The 15,729-nt window shown below is 68.1% G+C and carries 16 protein-coding genes; 1 reads left to right on the top strand and 15 read right to left on the bottom strand.

Annotation, left to right across the window (positions count from 1 at the left end; translation table 11 throughout):
* Positions 1-55 precede the first annotated feature (55 nt).
* From KF689_02000 to KF689_01935, 14 genes are all read right to left on the bottom strand, one after another.
* The gene (locus tag KF689_02000; protein MBX3132144.1) at positions 56-1,960 is read right to left on the bottom strand and encodes an AMIN domain-containing protein; all 1,905 of its coding nucleotides are present in this window, start codon (positions 1,958-1,960) and stop codon (positions 56-58) included.
* The gene (locus KF689_01995) at positions 1,957-2,436 is read right to left on the bottom strand and encodes a hypothetical protein (GenBank protein MBX3132143.1); all 480 of its coding nucleotides are present in this window, start codon (positions 2,434-2,436) and stop codon (positions 1,957-1,959) included. Before KF689_01995 ends, KF689_02000 begins: the two co-directional genes overlap by 4 nt.
* Positions 2,433-3,032, bottom strand: a complete 600-nt coding sequence (gene pilO, locus KF689_01990) for a type 4a pilus biogenesis protein PilO (protein ID MBX3132142.1) — start codon at positions 3,030-3,032, stop codon at positions 2,433-2,435. Before pilO ends, KF689_01995 begins: the two co-directional genes overlap by 4 nt.
* A 12-nt stretch (positions 3,033-3,044) precedes the next feature.
* Positions 3,045-3,737, bottom strand: a complete 693-nt coding sequence (locus tag KF689_01985; protein ID MBX3132141.1) for a PilN domain-containing protein — start codon at positions 3,735-3,737, stop codon at positions 3,045-3,047.
* 16 nt (positions 3,738-3,753) lie between these two features.
* The gene (gene pilM, locus KF689_01980; protein ID MBX3132140.1) at positions 3,754-4,797 is read right to left on the bottom strand and encodes a type IV pilus assembly protein PilM; all 1,044 of its coding nucleotides are present in this window, start codon (positions 4,795-4,797) and stop codon (positions 3,754-3,756) included.
* A 158-nt stretch (positions 4,798-4,955) separates the two neighbouring features.
* Complete coding sequence (locus tag KF689_01975) at positions 4,956-5,414, bottom strand: hypothetical protein (GenBank protein MBX3132139.1); 459 nt, start codon at positions 5,412-5,414, stop codon at positions 4,956-4,958.
* The gene (locus KF689_01970; GenBank protein ID MBX3132138.1) at positions 5,411-6,202 is read right to left on the bottom strand and encodes a prepilin-type N-terminal cleavage/methylation domain-containing protein; all 792 of its coding nucleotides are present in this window, start codon (positions 6,200-6,202) and stop codon (positions 5,411-5,413) included. Before KF689_01970 ends, KF689_01975 begins: the two co-directional genes overlap by 4 nt.
* Positions 6,193-6,543, bottom strand: coding sequence for a prepilin-type N-terminal cleavage/methylation domain-containing protein (locus tag KF689_01965; GenBank protein ID MBX3132137.1), 351 nt, complete (start codon positions 6,541-6,543; stop codon positions 6,193-6,195). The genes KF689_01970 and KF689_01965 overlap by 10 nt, the downstream gene beginning before the upstream one ends.
* A 116-nt stretch (positions 6,544-6,659) precedes the next feature.
* On the bottom strand, positions 6,660-7,040 hold the full coding sequence (locus KF689_01960) for a prepilin-type N-terminal cleavage/methylation domain-containing protein (GenBank protein ID MBX3132136.1): 381 nt from the start codon (positions 7,038-7,040) through the stop codon (positions 6,660-6,662).
* A 212-nt stretch (positions 7,041-7,252) separates the two neighbouring features.
* A complete protein-coding gene (locus KF689_01955) occupies positions 7,253-8,983 on the bottom strand; it encodes a tetratricopeptide repeat protein (protein ID MBX3132135.1) in 1,731 nt (576 codons plus the stop codon).
* The gene (locus tag KF689_01950) at positions 8,980-9,723 is read right to left on the bottom strand and encodes a glycosyltransferase family 2 protein (GenBank protein MBX3132134.1); all 744 of its coding nucleotides are present in this window, start codon (positions 9,721-9,723) and stop codon (positions 8,980-8,982) included. Before KF689_01950 ends, KF689_01955 begins: the two co-directional genes overlap by 4 nt.
* Positions 9,723-11,291: a glycosyltransferase family 39 protein gene (locus tag KF689_01945; GenBank protein MBX3132133.1), complete on the bottom strand. Its 1,569-nt coding sequence runs from the start codon at positions 11,289-11,291 to the stop codon at positions 9,723-9,725. Before KF689_01945 ends, KF689_01950 begins: the two co-directional genes overlap by 1 nt.
* The gene (locus KF689_01940; protein MBX3132132.1) at positions 11,288-12,664 is read right to left on the bottom strand and encodes a sigma-54-dependent Fis family transcriptional regulator; all 1,377 of its coding nucleotides are present in this window, start codon (positions 12,662-12,664) and stop codon (positions 11,288-11,290) included. The genes KF689_01945 and KF689_01940 overlap by 4 nt, the downstream gene beginning before the upstream one ends.
* Positions 12,661-14,337 (bottom strand): PAS domain-containing protein, encoded by a 1,677-nt coding sequence (locus KF689_01935; protein ID MBX3132131.1) that lies wholly within the window; start codon positions 14,335-14,337, stop codon positions 12,661-12,663. Before KF689_01935 ends, KF689_01940 begins: the two co-directional genes overlap by 4 nt.
* Positions 14,338-14,416: 79 nt before the next feature.
* On the opposite strand from KF689_01935, the gene arfB reads away from it, so the two are divergent.
* Positions 14,417-14,869: an aminoacyl-tRNA hydrolase gene (gene arfB / locus KF689_01930; protein MBX3132130.1), complete on the top strand. Its 453-nt coding sequence runs from the start codon at positions 14,417-14,419 to the stop codon at positions 14,867-14,869.
* Between the two features lie 51 nt (positions 14,870-14,920).
* On the opposite strand, the gene KF689_01925 is transcribed toward arfB, so the two are convergent.
* Entirely contained in the window at positions 14,921-15,631 is a 711-nt protein-coding gene (locus tag KF689_01925) for a hypothetical protein (GenBank protein ID MBX3132129.1), read from the bottom strand.
* Positions 15,632-15,729 lie beyond the last annotated feature (98 nt).

The following is a 15,729-nucleotide window of genomic DNA, read 5'->3' as shown; positions in this document are numbered from 1 at the left end:
AGAGGCCGCCCCGCAATATCGCGAAGCGGCCCCCTCACCTGCCATTGGCTATGGCCTACTCGCGCGGCCGCGCCGAGGTGGCGCGCACGGCTTCGCCTTCATCGACGATGTGCGGCGTAACGAGGATCAGCAGGTCCTGCTTGCGCTCGATGACGCGCGTCTCGCGGAAGAGTCGACCAACCCACGGCAGCTTCATCAGATACGGAATGCCGCTCTCCAAGCGCGTCACCTGCGTCTGCGTCAGGCCGGCAATGACGGCGGTCTCGCCGTCCCCGACAAGGACTTCATTGGTTGCCTGACGCTCGGAAATCTCGGGACCGGCAATCGTGATACCGATCAGGGACTGCTGGATGGCATTGATCTCCATCGAGATCTGTCGGTTGGCAGTAACGCGGGGGGTGACTTCGAGCGTGATGCCGACCTTCTGGCGCTGGATGACCGGCGCCACGGCCTGAATCTGCCCAGGAACCGTCGGGGGCGTGAGCAGGAAGGCGATCTCCGTGCCGGCAAAGAGCGTCGCCTGACGATTGTCGACGGTCGTCGTGCTGGGCTCCGCCTGCACATCGGAAAGGTTCTGCGTGCTCAAGGCATCGAGGAACGCAGTCAGGTTGTTGCCGCCAATCACCACGTTGTAGATGAGACTCAGTGCCCCGGTGCCCTGGAACGTGCGATTGGAGTTCGCCACGCCGATGAAGGCGTCGCCTCCGAGGCCAATCTGGAACTCTCCCGGAACACCGCGATTGATGAGCGCCTGGCTGAAATTGGTCGGCGAGCCGAAATCGTAGCTGATGCCGAGTTCTTCCGTGGCGGTGCGGTCCACGGCGATGATCTTGGCCCTGATGGCGACCTGCGGCGTCCGGAAGTCGAGGTCACGGACATAGCTGATGATCTCCGGCAGTCGCGAGACCGTCTCGGTGATGAGCAGGGTGTTCGTCTTCTCGTCGAAGGTAACGACGCCACGGCCACAGGTCTGCTGCGCGGATGCGTCCCCCGCAGCACGCGCTACCGGATCGGCGTCCGTGGTGCCACCGGTGGCGACGTCGATGGTCGCCGACTCGGAGCCCGCCGAGCCCGACGAACAGGCCGCAATGAGTTGGCGAATCGTGACCGCCAGTTGCGCTGCCTTGGCATAGTTCACCGGCACCAGTTGCGTGACCAAGGGCTCGGCGGCCACACGTCGCGCGAGATTGGCGTAGCTGTCGATCATGATGATGCCAGTCGAGTCCTCGACCGCCTGCAGCCCATTCGCCTGCAGCACCTTCGAAAGCGCCACGTCCCAGGGCTGGTTCACAATCTCGGTGAACCGCACGGTTCCGGTGACGCCTTGGCCCGTCACGAACGTGCGACCGGAAAATGCGGAGAAGTGCGCGAGCACGTCGAAGATGCTCTGGTTGGCGATCGTGATGGAGATGCGTGGCAGCTCGCTGCGCTGCGCACTTGGCAGCGGTTCGAACCGCGGCGCCTCGGCCGCGACTTCACGTACGGGGGCAACCGGCGTCTGGGGCACGTCGCGGGTGGCGACGGCGGCCGCCGACCACGGCGAGAAGTCATCGGCGCCAAAGACGCTCACGCGCACCTCGGTGGCCGTCCGCGTGACCTCATACCGCCGCGGCGAATCGACGTCGAGCACCAGCCGGACGACCTCGGTGTCGAACTGCCCGAGGCGCACGTTCCGAATGCCGGCGCGGTTGACGCGGTCGTAGCTCGGAGCGCGGGACTGCAGCGTCGCGCCGCGAAGGTCCACGACGATCCGGGCGGGTCCGTCGAGCACGAAGTCGGACACCTCGAGCTCCCCGGCGAACGACAGGATGACGTCCGCGCGCCCGGCGCCCGGAACCACACGCACGGCGGTCACCGTCGCGGTGCCCTCCGTGCGCGCGACAGGCACCGGACCCGGCGCAGCAGCGCCCGTCAAGAGTAGGCCGGCCACGACGGTGGCCAGCATCTGAATGCGCCTCATGGCGTCCTTCCTCCACCAGCGGGTACAGTGATCGACAGGGTCTCCTGCCGGGTATATCCGAATTCATCAATGGCGAGCACGACATCGCGCGCGCGGATTGCCACCACACGCAGGCGTCCAAACGTCGACCCCACCCGCACGCGGTACACCTCATTAGCCGACTTGTCGCGCAAGGTCGCGATGGCTTGCCGCTCGCTCTGCCCGACCGTGATGGCCACGATTTCGAGGTCCGCCACCATCGGACGGACGTCGCCGGTCTGGATCAGCGACGAGAAGGGGTCCCGCCGCCCCGTCCGCGGGTACGCATAGACTTCGCGATGAAAGATGACATTACCGGACGAGTCACGCTGGACGGCATCGGTACTGACGCGCGGACGTGCCGGCGCCGCCGGCGTCGGCCGCCGCTGCGCCTCGGCGACTCCCGGCCAGGCCAAGGCCGCGACGAGGCTAGCAATGAGCAGCAGGCGTGGGTTCATCGGGTCGGCCCCTCCTCACCGGGCGTGCTTCGGACGACGTAGGTCTGAATCTCGAAGTTCGCGGTCAGCAACTGCTCCCCGGGATTGGCGCGCAGGCGCGAGCGACCGTCCGGGGTCGGCGTCAGCGACAGGTTCACCGGGCTCATAATCCGTCGCAGTGAGCCAATGGAGGCCAGCAGTTCGCCAATCTGATGGTACGTGCCGTTGAACGACAGCCGATATCTGTAGGTGTCGAAAGCCTCGCCTTGCACGACGGAGCCCGGGACGAAGCTGTCCTGCTCGAGACCCACTCGACGCGCCGCGCCGAGAATCTGGTCCAGCAGCGCCGGCACCTCGTTGCTCGCGGGGATCAAGGTGCGCATCAGGGCCAGGTTGTCCTGCAGCACCTTGGCTTCCTCACGCATTTGCTCCACCGTACCGCGGGCCAGCAGTGCCTTCGCGCGTTGGTTCGAGGCGTCGAGGCGCTCCAAGCGCGTCTCCGTCGCGGCGAGCGCAGTCGCCTTCGTCTGGTACGGCATGTACCAGTAGGCACCGGCCCCGAGGATTCCCACCACCCCGAGCACGAGCAGCAACTGGTCGCGTTGGCTAGTCGGCATTCCGGCCATTGGCTACCTCACCGCGATCGAGAGGGGAACGGTACGGATCGCGGTCGAATCCGGCTTCTGGTACTGCATATCAAGCTGGAACTGGTGGACATCCTTGCCGTCCACCGTCGCCGACTCCGAGCTGGAGATGGTGACATTCCGGATGAACGGCGAGGCTTCCAGGTCCTTCATAAAGAGGGTCACGGCCTGCAGGTCCACGGTGTAGGCCATCAGCCGGATCCCGATGACGGGCGCACCCGTCGCGGCCAGCGCTTCCGGCGACACCGCCGGCGTCTGGTTGGATTGCTGCACGGTGCGCAGCCACGTATACGTCGGCAGGGCGCGGGCGATTTCGTCCATCAGGTGCGGCCAGATGAAGCGGTCGCCGTCGATGGCCGAGATGACCGCGATCTGCCGGAGGATGGAGTCGCGCTGTGCCTCGGCGGCCGTGCGCTGCGCCAGCACTGCCGCATAGCGCGTCGAGTCCTGCACCGCGATGCGTTCGCGTTCGGCCAGCTCCTTGCCCTTGCCGTCCTGCAGATACCACATCGCACCGATAATCGACACGCCGACGACGAGGCCGGCGATGGCGAACATCAGCCAAGGGTCCTTGAAGCGCCCACGCAGGTCCTCGAGGAGCGCGCCGAGATTCAGCGACGCGCCCCTGGAACTGCCCTTCTTCTTGCGGGCGCCAGGGAGGAGGTTGATTTCGATCATCGATCCGTCCGGACGGTCACGAAAGCTTCCGCAGGGCCAAGCCCAGCGGAAGCATCATCAGGGGAGCCACCTCGTCCGTGACGAGCGATCCGAAGGCACCGTCACGCACCACGAGATTGGCCAAGGGGTTGGCGGCCTGCGTGGGCAGGCGCAGCCGGTCGCCGAGGACGTCCAACAGCCCCGGCGTGCGCGACCCGCCGCCGCACACGTATACACCGGACACGGTGGTGCCCGCGCGCGACGACGAGGCGAGGAAAGCCACGGCACGCTCGATCCCCACCGCAATCTCCTCACCACGCAACTCGAGCACTGCATCGAGATGCTCTGAACGGTCGAAGCCCCGCAACAGCGCGTCGGCTTCATCCGAACCGAGCCCGCGCTCGCGCTGGAGGTCCTCCTTGATGCGACGCGTCCCGGTCGGCAGGTCGCGTGTGAGAATCGGCACGCCATCCTCGACGAGATTCACGTTCGTCACTTCGTTGCCGATGTTCACCAACGCGACCGTTCCGCTCATCGCGTCAGGGTAATTCAGCTCGAACGCGTTGTGCAGCGCGAACGCATCCACGTCCACCGCCACGGCGTTCAACCCCGTCTCCTGGAGCACGCGCACCTTGGCCTCGACCAGCTCGCGCTTGGCCGCCACCAGCAACACGCTCATCTCGGGGTCGGTCCCGTCGGGATCGAGAATCTGGAAGTCGAGCTCCACCGACTCCATATCGAACGGCACGTGTTGCTCCGCCTCCCAGCGCATCAACTCCCGCGCCTGGGCCTCCTTCACACGTTCGATCGGGATCTTCTTGATGATGACATCGCGCCCGCCGACGGCCGTGACAACATCCTTCGTGCTCACGTCGGCATCCTGCAGTGCCGCCGTGATGGCATCGGACACAATGCCCGGGTCCATAATCTCGCCTTCGACGATTGCATCCGCCAACAGCGGCGCAATCGCCGCCCGCACGAGCTCGGGCTGCGACTTGGAATGGTCAACGACTGCAACCTTGATGAGGCCGGAGCCGATATCGAGACCAACCGTTGTCTTCTTGCGACCGAAAAGCGCCATACGATTCCCGTGAGCGGCCTGCGGGGACAAAGAGTCTCGGGTCGCCTAAGTTGCGGGCGCGCCCGGTCAGGGTCAATGCGACACGGCTACTTCCTTGCGACAATACACGAGCGGGGTCTGCGCAAGGTAACGCCCTGCCGTGATTTGGCCCCGGAAGCCTATCCCTCGGGGTGGGCCGTGAGCCAGCCCGTGTCCGCCGGGAGGAGTCGGCTAGCCAGAGGGCAGCCTGGGCGCGGATCGTCCAGATCCACGCTGTCCGGACGTAGCCACGCCAGCCGACGGTGCCGCGCCCCCATTGGGCCGCTGGCCACCACCTCGGCGCGCACGACGCCGGGAGCCACGGTCACCCAATAGATGTCGGAGCGGCCACCACCCTCCACACGGACCTCGCGGCGAACAGATGCCGTAGGGGGCTGGAGACAGAGCCACGGTACGTCAGGCGGCTCGCGTACGGCTGCTACACCTCGCGACGCCGTCGCGCGGGCAACTGCGGCGTCCTCGGCCAGCGCCGCCATCCGCGCTGCGGCGAATGCATCGCCCAAGGCCAGCGACGACAGCATCGCCAAGGCGACGAGCACTAACAACACCGCCGGTAGCGCGATGCCACGTCGCCTCACCGCGGCACCTCGGTGCGCGCCCCGCGCCCACCAACACCCACGCTCTGCACCGCCCAGATGCCCGCCGCCTCGTCGCGCAGGATGCGGAACCCACCGGCGCTCGGGGCTCGAAGCGGCCCCGCCACCGGCTGGATGCTGCTGCAGGTCCCGCCATATGGATGGCAGCGTCGCCAGCCGAGCACCCACTCGCCCTTGCCTGCGTGATAGAGCGCGAAGCGCCCGCGTCGCAGTACGCGGATCTCGGCGCCGGGCTCGAGTTCCGCCGGGACCGTGTCGCCGACGACCAGGCGCAACAGCGGAGCATCGTCAGTCGCGTCCCGCCAGCCGTCTTCGGCGCGGCAGTGGACAGACAGCTTGCGTTCGGCGGCCGAGTCCACCAAGGCGGACCACCAGGCGCCTCCGGCCACGCTGCCGAACTGCCGGATCTCCACGATGTCATCCGGCGCCGGGAACAACGCAACGGCGGTCGGCACGCTGCCGGACTGCGGGCGCAAGGCGGGGAGCACCACGGCGCGCAGCTCGGTGGCGCAGACCACGCCGGTCGCGATGAGCACGTCCAGCTCCACCGCCGTGTCACCCAACTGTTCGAGGTGGGCGCCGGATGCGATGGCCTTGCCGACGATGCCCGCCGCCTCGCGTTCGGCGCGCCCGCCGAGCTCTCGGGCTTCGGCGCGTTCGAGCGCCGCTCGTGCCGATGTCAGCGCCAGCCCGGATGCTGCGGCCAGGACGCCGCCAAGCGCCAAGGCGCAGAGCGCTTCCACGAGGGTGTGACCGCGTCTCACTCGCATCGCGCCTCGGCGTGCAGGCGGATTGGCGCGCGCGGCGGCTTCAGGTCGGTGTGGACCTCGAGGAGCAGTCGACGCTCGACATCCGTCGCGCGGAGCTGCCAGCGCAGTTCAATGCCCGGGGCCTTGGGCTCGACGGCGGCCGTGTCGGCCTGGACGCAGGCCCGCGCCTCGAACCACGCGAGGCGGTCGAGCGCGTAGCCGGCGGCGGCCTCGCGGAGGTCGGCCGAGTGCCGTAACTGCGCGCTCAGCAACAATGACTGCAGCGTGCCACCGATGCCGACCGCGAGCAGGGTCGCGGCGACGAGGACTTCGACGAGGGAGACGCCGGGCCGGGTTCGCATTGGCCGAGACTAGCGTGGCCCGACGCCTGAGGCCCCATCGCCATATTGCGGATGGGGAGGAAAGCACGAGGGCCGGACGTTGGCGTCCGGCCCTCGTGGTCATACAGTGGAACGACTTAGCGGCAGGTCGGCTCGCCCTCGCCATCAGGCGAGGTCACGTTCGTGCCGACACCGATGCGGCAGGTCACCGTCGTCGCGGTGTGCGAGATGATCGCCGACCAGCCGAGGCCGGAGTTGGCAGCAATCGCCATCGACGACGTGCCGGTGGACGACGCGTAGTTGTTGCCCAGCGCGGCCAGCGAGGCGGCGTAGACAGCGCCATCCGAGAAGTACGCTTCCTGCGCCGTCACGAGGTTACGGAGGTCAGCCTTCATCGAGGCGATGTAGGCCTTCTCCTTCGTGTTGGCGAACTTCGGGATCGCGATCGCGGCAAGAATGCCGATGATGACGACCACGATCAGCAGCTCGATCAGGGTGAAGCCCTTCTTGTTCTGCAGCATCCTGGTGCTCCTAGGTGCGGGTGAGGGTCCTACGGGGACTGATCAGTGTCCGTCACAAACTTACGCAAGAGGCTTGCCATCCGTCCAGCTCGCTCTCAAACGTAAGTGGAACAACGTGTTACGCATCGTCTACCAGAAGCCCGAGCAGGGGCGACGTGGGCGAATTGCCCGAGCCGTTGCAGGCCCCGGAGCAGTCCCCGCTCCCCGAATCAGGCCCCGGGGCCCGGCGTTCGACCCGCCTGCTGCGCCTGCCGCCGGAGCCAGAAGTTGTTCCCACGTACGCTGTCGGTGGCCGCTAGGGCCGAGTCGGCCGCGTAGAGCACAATCCGGAACGCGGTCGCGCTTCGCGCTTTGGCCGCCCCCCGCAGCGATTCCATCCTCGCGTCAGTGAACCGCCCGAGGTTGAGCAGGCAGCCGGCGTAGCCGAAGTGCGCCGACGCGTTGGTAGGATCGAGGACGATGACCCGCTCGAACAGCGGCAGCGCGGCATCGCAGTGGCCGGTGGACTGATACGTCGCGGCAAGCGCGAGCGGAACGTTGGGATACTCCGGCCACAGGGCCATCGCACGGCGCAGGGCGACTTCGCCCGCGGCCAGCTCCTGTTGCTGAATCAGTTCGTCGGCGAGCCAGAACTGCGCGCGCGACGACTGGGGCGCGTCGGTCACCAGCGTGGTCACGAGGGTGAGGTTGTCCTTCCACGCGAGGCTGCGCTGCGCGCTGTGCGACGCGCCGAGCACGACGAGGCCCAGCGTGGCCACGAGCGTCACGCGCGGGACGCCCGGCGGCAGTGTGCCGAGGCGCGGCCAAAGCGCGGCTCCAGCCGCCGCCACGCTCAGCACCACGCCAACCGACGGCAGCAGCAGCGTGCGTTCCGCGAGCAGGATTCCGGTGGGCACGAGCACGTTGGCCACGAGGGCGAGTGAGATTGGCAACCAGACCAGCCCCAGCGCGACGACCGGCCAGCGGCGCCACGTCGCGATGAGGGCCGTGGCCCACCCGGCGACACCGAGCGCACCCCAAACGTGGGTCCCGGACGGCGTCGGCAATACGGGGACCAGTTGCGGCGCATAGTCCGCATAGAGCCGCGCCGGCCAGAGGAACAGGCGCGCGAACTCCGGGACGAGCGCGAGCATAATCCACGAGCGCTCGAGCATCCCGCGGCCGGCGAGCGCGGCGTGCGGGGAGCCGGCGTTCACGCCACCTACTTGCTCCATCTGCGTGACGAACCAGAGTACGGCCAGCGCTGCCAGGGCATAGTGCAGTGCACGAATGCGCCGCCAGCCGTCGGACGCCGGCGCGTGGCTGCGACGCAGCACCAGCAGTTCGAGTGCCAGTAGCAAGGCCGGCAGCACCAGCGCGTGTTCCTTGAAGCCGAGCGCGAGCGCGAAGCACAGCAGGATGCCCAGCATCGCGGGGAGGCCCAACGCGTCGCGCCGCCGTGCGCGCGCGTATAGCGCCAGCGCCGCGACCACGAACAGCGCCACCCAGAGTTCCGCCTGGCCGACCACGTTGGCGACGGCCTCGACGTGCACCGGATGCACGGCGAAGAGCAGCGCCCCGATCAGCGCCGCTCCGGTCGGCAGCAGCGCGCGCAAGAACGCCAGCACCGCCACCGCCACCGCCGCATTGAGCGCCACGCTGGTGACGTGGAAGGCCAGCGGGGTCCCGTCGCCGATGGCGTACTGCACGGCGAAGGCCAGCAAGGTGAGCGGGCGCCAGGCGGCGGCGCGCAGGCCGGGCGTGGTCCAGTAGGTGCCCTCGAAGAATCCCAGCGGATCGGCCAGCGAGCGGATGCGCGGGTTGTCCACGATCATCGGCAGGTCGTCGAGTGCGAAGCCGTTGCCCAGCGACGCCGCCGACGCCAGCAGCGCCGCGAGCACCACCAGGACGATCGCCAGCGGGAGCCGTGGCCCGGCGCCCGAAGGCGCGTCCGTGTTCATCGCGAGAGGTTGAATCGGAAGATGTGCCAGATGGCGGCGACGCCGTCGCGCCAGCCGATCTTCTTGCCTTCGGCGTAGGTGCGGCCCGAGTAGGAGATCGGCACTTCCCAGATGCGCGCGTTGGCCTGCGCCAAGCGCGCCGTGACCTCGGGCTCGAAACCGAAACGGTTGCTGGTCAGGTGCAGCGAACGCGCGAGGTCCCCACGAATCGCCTTGTAGCAAGTCTCCATATCCGTGAGGTTGAGGTTGGTCATCATATTGCTGAAGGTCGTCAGCACCTTGTTGCCCATCGAGTGCCAGTAGTACAGCACGCGGTGCGGGCCACCGAGGAAGCGTGAGCCGAAGACGGCGTCGGCCTTGCCCTCGCGGATGGGACCGAGGATGGTCGTCCAGTCAGCCGGGTCATACTCGAGGTCACCGTCCTGCACGATGACGACATTCCCCGTGCTGGCTGCCAGCGCCGTGCGGATGGCCGCGCCTTTGCCCCGGTTCACTTCGTGCGTGAGCAGCAGGTCGATGCGTCCCTGCGTGTGCAGGTCCGCCAAGATCTCCGCCGTCCCGTCGGTGGAGCAGTCGTTGACACAGATAACCTGCTTGTGCACCGGCACGGCGTGCACCGCATCGAGGATGCGGGCGATCGTATGCCGCTCGTTGTAGACGGGGATGAGGACGGACAGCACCAGGGCATCGGTCGCGACCGGTGTGAGGGCGCGGGGCGGAACGGAGGGACCTTCGCGCATCAGGGAGCCTCGAGCTCAAAGAGTTGGATCGCCGAGTCACCGGACGGAACCTCGACGAACGTACGACCATCCGCGAACGTGGCCAGCGGCATCACGCGCGCCATTCCCGGCCCGCGCAGGAACACGAACACCTCGGGACGATACCGCGCGTCGATGGCCACGAGCCGGTTCGCCGATTCCTGAACGTTCGCCCCGCGCACGTGGTCGGTCACCCGCAGGTCGCCGGTGGGTATGAGTTCGAGCCCCGAGTACAGCGACGCCATCGACGCGACGTCTGCCGAGACGACCTTGTCTCGGAAGTCCTCGCGGGAGTTGATGTAGCGCAGCATCGGCAGGTTGCGGTTGGTCATCACGCCGGGCGCCAAGGACACGTGTCCCTTGTTGAGGCCGTTCACGTTGTACGCGATGTTGCCCACGGCCAAGACGCCGCCCAGCGTGACAGCCGCGCCCATCGCGAGCCGCCGAGGCAGCGGCGCCAGCCTGCCACCCCAGGCCAACAGGGCGCGGATCCCAAGCGCGACCAAGATGATGAACGCGGGCCAGAGGCCCCAGTAGAAGCGCTCCACGTGAAATGGCCATACGATCACCGCCGCGATGTACCCGAGCGTCGCGAGCGCCAGCACGCGCTCGGCGGGACGCCACAGGCTTGCGATGCAACCGCCCAGCAGGGCCAGGACGGCCAATGCGCCCAGCGGGAACCGCCACGGCACACCACCGAAGGGTTGCAATGGCACGCCGATGAAGTCCCAGCTGTCCCGCAGGTTCTTCATCACCACCTCACTGACCACCGTCAACCCGCCTTCGACGTAGCCGCGCGTCACGAAACTGAGATAGTTGCCGTACGACCCGGCGATCTCGGGCGGGAATCCCGGCGCCACGCGCCAGACAAAGAGTTGCCAGGGCAGCAGCGTCAGTCCCAGTGCCGCCGCGAAGACCGCGCCGCCGCGCCACTGCCGATCCAGCACCGCCACGCTCAGGACCGCCAGCACGAGTGCGAAACCCAAGGTGCGCGTGAGCACCGCGCAGCCGACGGCCACGCCGAGCAAGGCCCAGTCCGTGGCCGTCCCGCGCGTACGCGCCCGCTCCGCCAGCAGCAGCGCCGCGAAGAACCACAACAGGAAAAACGGCTCCGAGAGGATCGTGTTCACCAAGAACTGCACCTGCACGCTGATGAAGCCGAGCAGCACGACGCCGAGCGCCGCACGCGGTCGGAAGCCGAGTACGCGAATGACGTAGAAGGTCGCGAGCGCCGCCGCGCCACCGATGATCACCGGGTTCATCAGGCGCAGCCAACCGGCGTTCTGCGGGAACTCCGGGCCGAGGATGAAGCCCAGCGAGAGCAGCAGCGGCCACAGCGGCGGGTAGTGGATGGCCGGCGGATGGCCCGGGAGGTGCATATATGTGAAGCCGTGCCCGTCGGCGATGGCCTGCGCCGTGAGCGCATAGATGGCATCGTCGAAGAAGAACCCGATCAGGTCGCTGGTCATCAGCAAGAGCGCAGCCGTCGTCGCGCCGATGGCCGCGAGCGCCGCCGCCCGCCAGAGATCCTTGTCCAGCGGCCCGCTCACGCGTCGCCTCCGTAGCGCGAGAGCTTGCGGTGCAGCGTCGACGGATCGATGCCCAGCACCTCGGCCGCGCGTGTCTTGTTGCCCTGTTCGCTCTGCAGCACCCACGTGATGTACGCGCGCTCAATCAGCTCGAGCGTCGGGTTGGCCGCGACGCGTTCAGTGATGAGCGGCTCACTGCGGCGCTCGGTGATGCGTTCGGGAAGCGCGCCGAGGCCGATCGTCGGGCCGGTGGTGAGGATGAGCGCTCGCTCCAACGCATTCTCGAGCTCGCGCACGTTGCCCGGCCAGTTATAGGCCAGCAACGCCTCGGCCGCCTCGGCCGAGAGTTGCTTCGGCGCCTCGTTGCGCTGCTCTCCGCCGCGCTGCAAGAAGGCCTCCGCGAGCAAGGGGATGTCCTCGCGGCGATCGCGCAGCGGCGGCAGGTGGATGGCGATGACGTTCAGACGGTAGAACAGGTCGCGCCGGAAGCCGCCGCGCTTGATCTCCTCCTCGAGGTCGCGATTGGTCGCGGCGATGATCCGCGTATCGATCGGTACCGCCTCGGTGGCGCCCACCGGAATCACCTCGCGGTGCTGCAGCACGCGGAGCAGCTTCACCTGCGTGGCCGGCGTGGTCTCACCGATCTCGTCGAGGAAGAAGGTGCCGCCGGCCGCGGCGCTAAAGAGGCCGTCTTTGTCCTTGACTGCACCGGTGAAAGAACCCTTCACGTGGCCGAAGAGCTCGCTCTCGAGCAGCCCTTCCGGCAACGCGCCGCAGTTGATGCTCAGGAACGACGCTTCGGCACGGGGCGAAAGCTCGTGGATGTAGCGTGCCACGACTTCCTTGCCCGTGCCCGACTCGCCGGTGATGAGTACCGTGCTCTCCGTGTGGGCCACGGCCTCGGCCAACGACAATGCGTCGATCCACGCCCGGTGCGTACCGACCGGAGCGCCCGCGCCCCGCCGTTCGCGGCGACGGATCTCGCGCTTGAGCGACTTGTTCTCCAACCGCAGCGCCCGATGCTCGGCCGCACGGCGCAGGATCGCCAGCAACTCGTCGTTGCGGAACGGTTTCTGGATGTAATAGAAGGCACCGGCGTTCACGGCCTGCATCGCCGTCTGCAGCGTGGCCTGCGCCGTCATCAGGATCACCGGCACCTCCGCATCGTGCTCGCGTGCCGCGTTGAGCACGTCCACGCCGGTGACACCGGGCATCCGCACGTCCGAGATGATGATGTCGGGCGTCAGTTGCGGAATGCGCTCGAGCGCGGCCTTGCCGCCGTGCGCCGGGTGTACCTCAAAGCCCTCGGCGCGCAGCAGGATCTCCAGGGTCTGGAGAATGCCCGATTCGTCGTCGACGACGAGCACGGTGGGACGGCGGGCGGGGTCGGTCATACCACGGCTCCGGAGGCCTGCGCCTCGGTCGGCAAGTAGATGGTGAAGCGCGTGCCGGCGCGATCGCTGTCCACCAGGATCACGCCGCGATGGGCTTCGATGGCGCGGTGCACGACGGCGAGGCCAAGCCCGCTGCCACCGACCTTGGTCGTCGCGAATGGTTCGAAGAGACGGTCCTGGATGTCGGCCGGGATGCCCTCGCCACGGTCCGTCACCTCGATGGCGTATGCGTCCGCGCTGAAGGGCAGGCCCGCCGGCTGTTGCGGCAACGGCACTCGGCGTAGCGCGACGTCGACGCGACCGCCGTCTCCACTGGCCTGGCAGGCATTCAGCACGAGGTTGAAGACGGCCCGATGCAGCAGGTCTTCGTCGCCATCCATCGGCGTCGCCTGCTCGGGCAACGAGAGCAGCAGCTCGACCGCGTCCGCACGGTCCGGGTGCGTCTTGGCCAGCGCCGTCGCGGCACGCACGACGTCGCGCAGGTCCAGCGGATCGCGGCGGGCCGCCTGCACGCGGGCGAAGTCCAGGAACTCGCTCAGCAGGCGCGAAAGCCGGTCCGACTCGCGCGTGATCAACCCCCCGAGCGTGCGCTCGTCGCCGGTGGCGTTGGGACGGCCGGCGATCTGCTCGACCGCCGAGCGGATGGCCGCCAGCGGATTCTTGATCTCGTGCGCCAGCGAGGCGCTGAGCTCGGCCACCGCCTCCAGCCGCTGCGCGCGGAGGCGCAATGCCTCAAGCCGCTTCTCGTCCGAGATGTCCTGCACGATGACCGTGGTCGCGCCGCCGACCGGTCGCAGGTCGCCGGTCACGGAGGTGGTGGTGATGCCGATCGGGACGTTGCCGCCGGCGCGCTCGAGTCGCGCTTCTGAGCGTCCGCTGGTGCGTCGGTCCTCGATCTGCGCCTGGATGGCGTCCGCCACGGGCGGCGCGACGCGGCGCAGCTCGGGCAGCATCGGCGTCCCGAGCGCATCTAGCGGTATGCCGAGCAACTGCGCCGCCGCCGGGTTCGCGTAGAGCAGGCGCCCGAGGTCGTCCACGGTAATGATGCCGGATCGAATGTTGGCGAGGATGTCCGCCGCACGGAGCTGCGCGCTCGCCAGCTCCGCCTGCAGTTGCGCGCGGCCCTGCCCCGCTTCCTGCAGGCGCCCGGCGATGTAACTCGTGCCCACGACGACCAGCACGAAGACCACCAGCTGCAACAGCAGGGGAATCGTGATCGCACCGCCGCTCACGAGAAAGGCGTCGCCCACATAGAGCACGGAGCCGAGCATCGCGAGCAGGAGCGAGCTGCCGATTGGCAACAGCAGCGCCGCCATCGCGTTGACGAGGATGTACAGCGCAGCAAACTGCGAATCGCCGCCGCCGGTCACGTGCACCACCGCCGTGATCAGCCACAGGTCGTGCGCGAACTGGGCGTAGAGGAACCCGGCGCCGGCGCGCTGCCGGTTGACCTCGGTGCGCACGTAGGACACCGCGGTCAGGCCCATCGCGGTGACGAAGGCCGAGGCGGCGATGAACGTGTTGATGGGGTCCGCGAAGAGCGCAAAGAGCAGCGCCCACGCGAAGTTGGCACTCGCGACGATCAGGCGCCCGACATATATCCCATTCAGCAGCCGGCGAGGCTCGAGCACCGCCAGCCGTCGCTCCGATGTCTCCTCGCTGATGGTCTTCATTGGGGGCTCCGGGTCTTGCAATTCACAACGGACCAAAGGTGACGAACTGTATGGCACTTTGCAACACCGGGGCGCCGTCGTGACTGCGCGGGAGCTCTGGGACGAGGAGGGTCGGCTCGTCGTGAACGGGCGGGTGCGAATCCCGGCCAGCGAGCTGACGATCCGCGCCACGCGCGCCGGCGGCCCTGGCGGCCAGCACGTGAACACCAGTTCGACGCGCGTCGAGGTGGTCTGGGTGATGCGCGAGTCCAATGCGCTCTCGGACGCCCAGCGCGCGCAACTGGAGTCGCGACTCGCCCCCAAGCTCGATGCGCGTGGGGCGATCCGCGTGGTCGCCGCCGACACCCGGAGCCAGACACAGAACCGCGCGCTGGCGCTCGCCCGGTTGGCGCGGGCCATTCGCGATGCGCTGGTCGTGCCGAAGACGCGCAAGGCGACGGCGCCGAGCCGCGGGCAGCGCCAGGCCCGCCTCGACGAAAAGAAGCGGCGGTCGCACGTGAAGCGCGACCGCCGCTGGTCCGGCGACGACTGAGGGGGTGCACGGCGCGGCGAACGAGACGGCGCGCCCCGCCCTCGCCGCGCCCTACTTCTGCCCCTGCCCGCCGAAGCGCACCGTCACGCCGATGGTGATCGTCAGCAGGTCGGCCCGCGTCTCGCTGGGATTCAGGATCAGCGAGTTCGTCGCGATGTCCTGCGTGATGCCGTCCTGCGTCAGGTAGCGCACGGACTCGCCGTTCCAGGTGTAGCGCACCCCGAGGTCGATCAGCGTGGAGCCGCGTGACGGGAAGTAGAAGCCAGCGAGCACGGTCTTGCTGAAGGCGTTGTCCGACTCGTTGGTGCTCGACGCGAACGTCTGGTCGCTGGAGTTGGAGCCAGCGGCGCGCGACGTGGTGTTGAAGTTGCTCAAGCCGAGCATCCCGCCGATGTAGGGCTTGGGCCGCTCGCTGGGCAGGCCGACCTGAAGGCCGATGTGGCCGCCGACGATGGCATTGGTGGTGGTGACGTCCACGTTGATGAGGCCCAGGGCCCCGCCGCCGAGCGGCACGCGACGCGTCTCGCTGCCGTACACCATGAAGTCGAGTCCGCCGCGAATGCCGAGTTCCGTGGCGATGGGGAAGATGCCGCCGAAGCCGATGCCGCCGGCGGCCTTCACGTTCTCCGCGAACTCACCCTGCGGCAGGCCCAGTTGGGCATTGATCGGAAGGCCGCCCTGCGCGCCCAGCGGCGCGACGGTCGAGGAGACGAGCAACGCGATGAACGCGGTCGCGAGGGCGGGGGGGAATCGGCGTGTCATACCGGAGGGGCGTCGAAGTGTGGGAAGAGCCCGCCCTACCAACCGCTGCGGGTCCGTGTTTCACCCGATGCAAACTGCGGGGTTCCGAGCGCCACCGC

Source organism: Gemmatimonadaceae bacterium, assembly GCA_019637355.1.
Taxonomy (GTDB): domain Bacteria; phylum Gemmatimonadota; class Gemmatimonadetes; order Gemmatimonadales; family Gemmatimonadaceae; genus Pseudogemmatithrix.
This window is presented reverse-complemented; position numbering and strand designations above follow the sequence as displayed.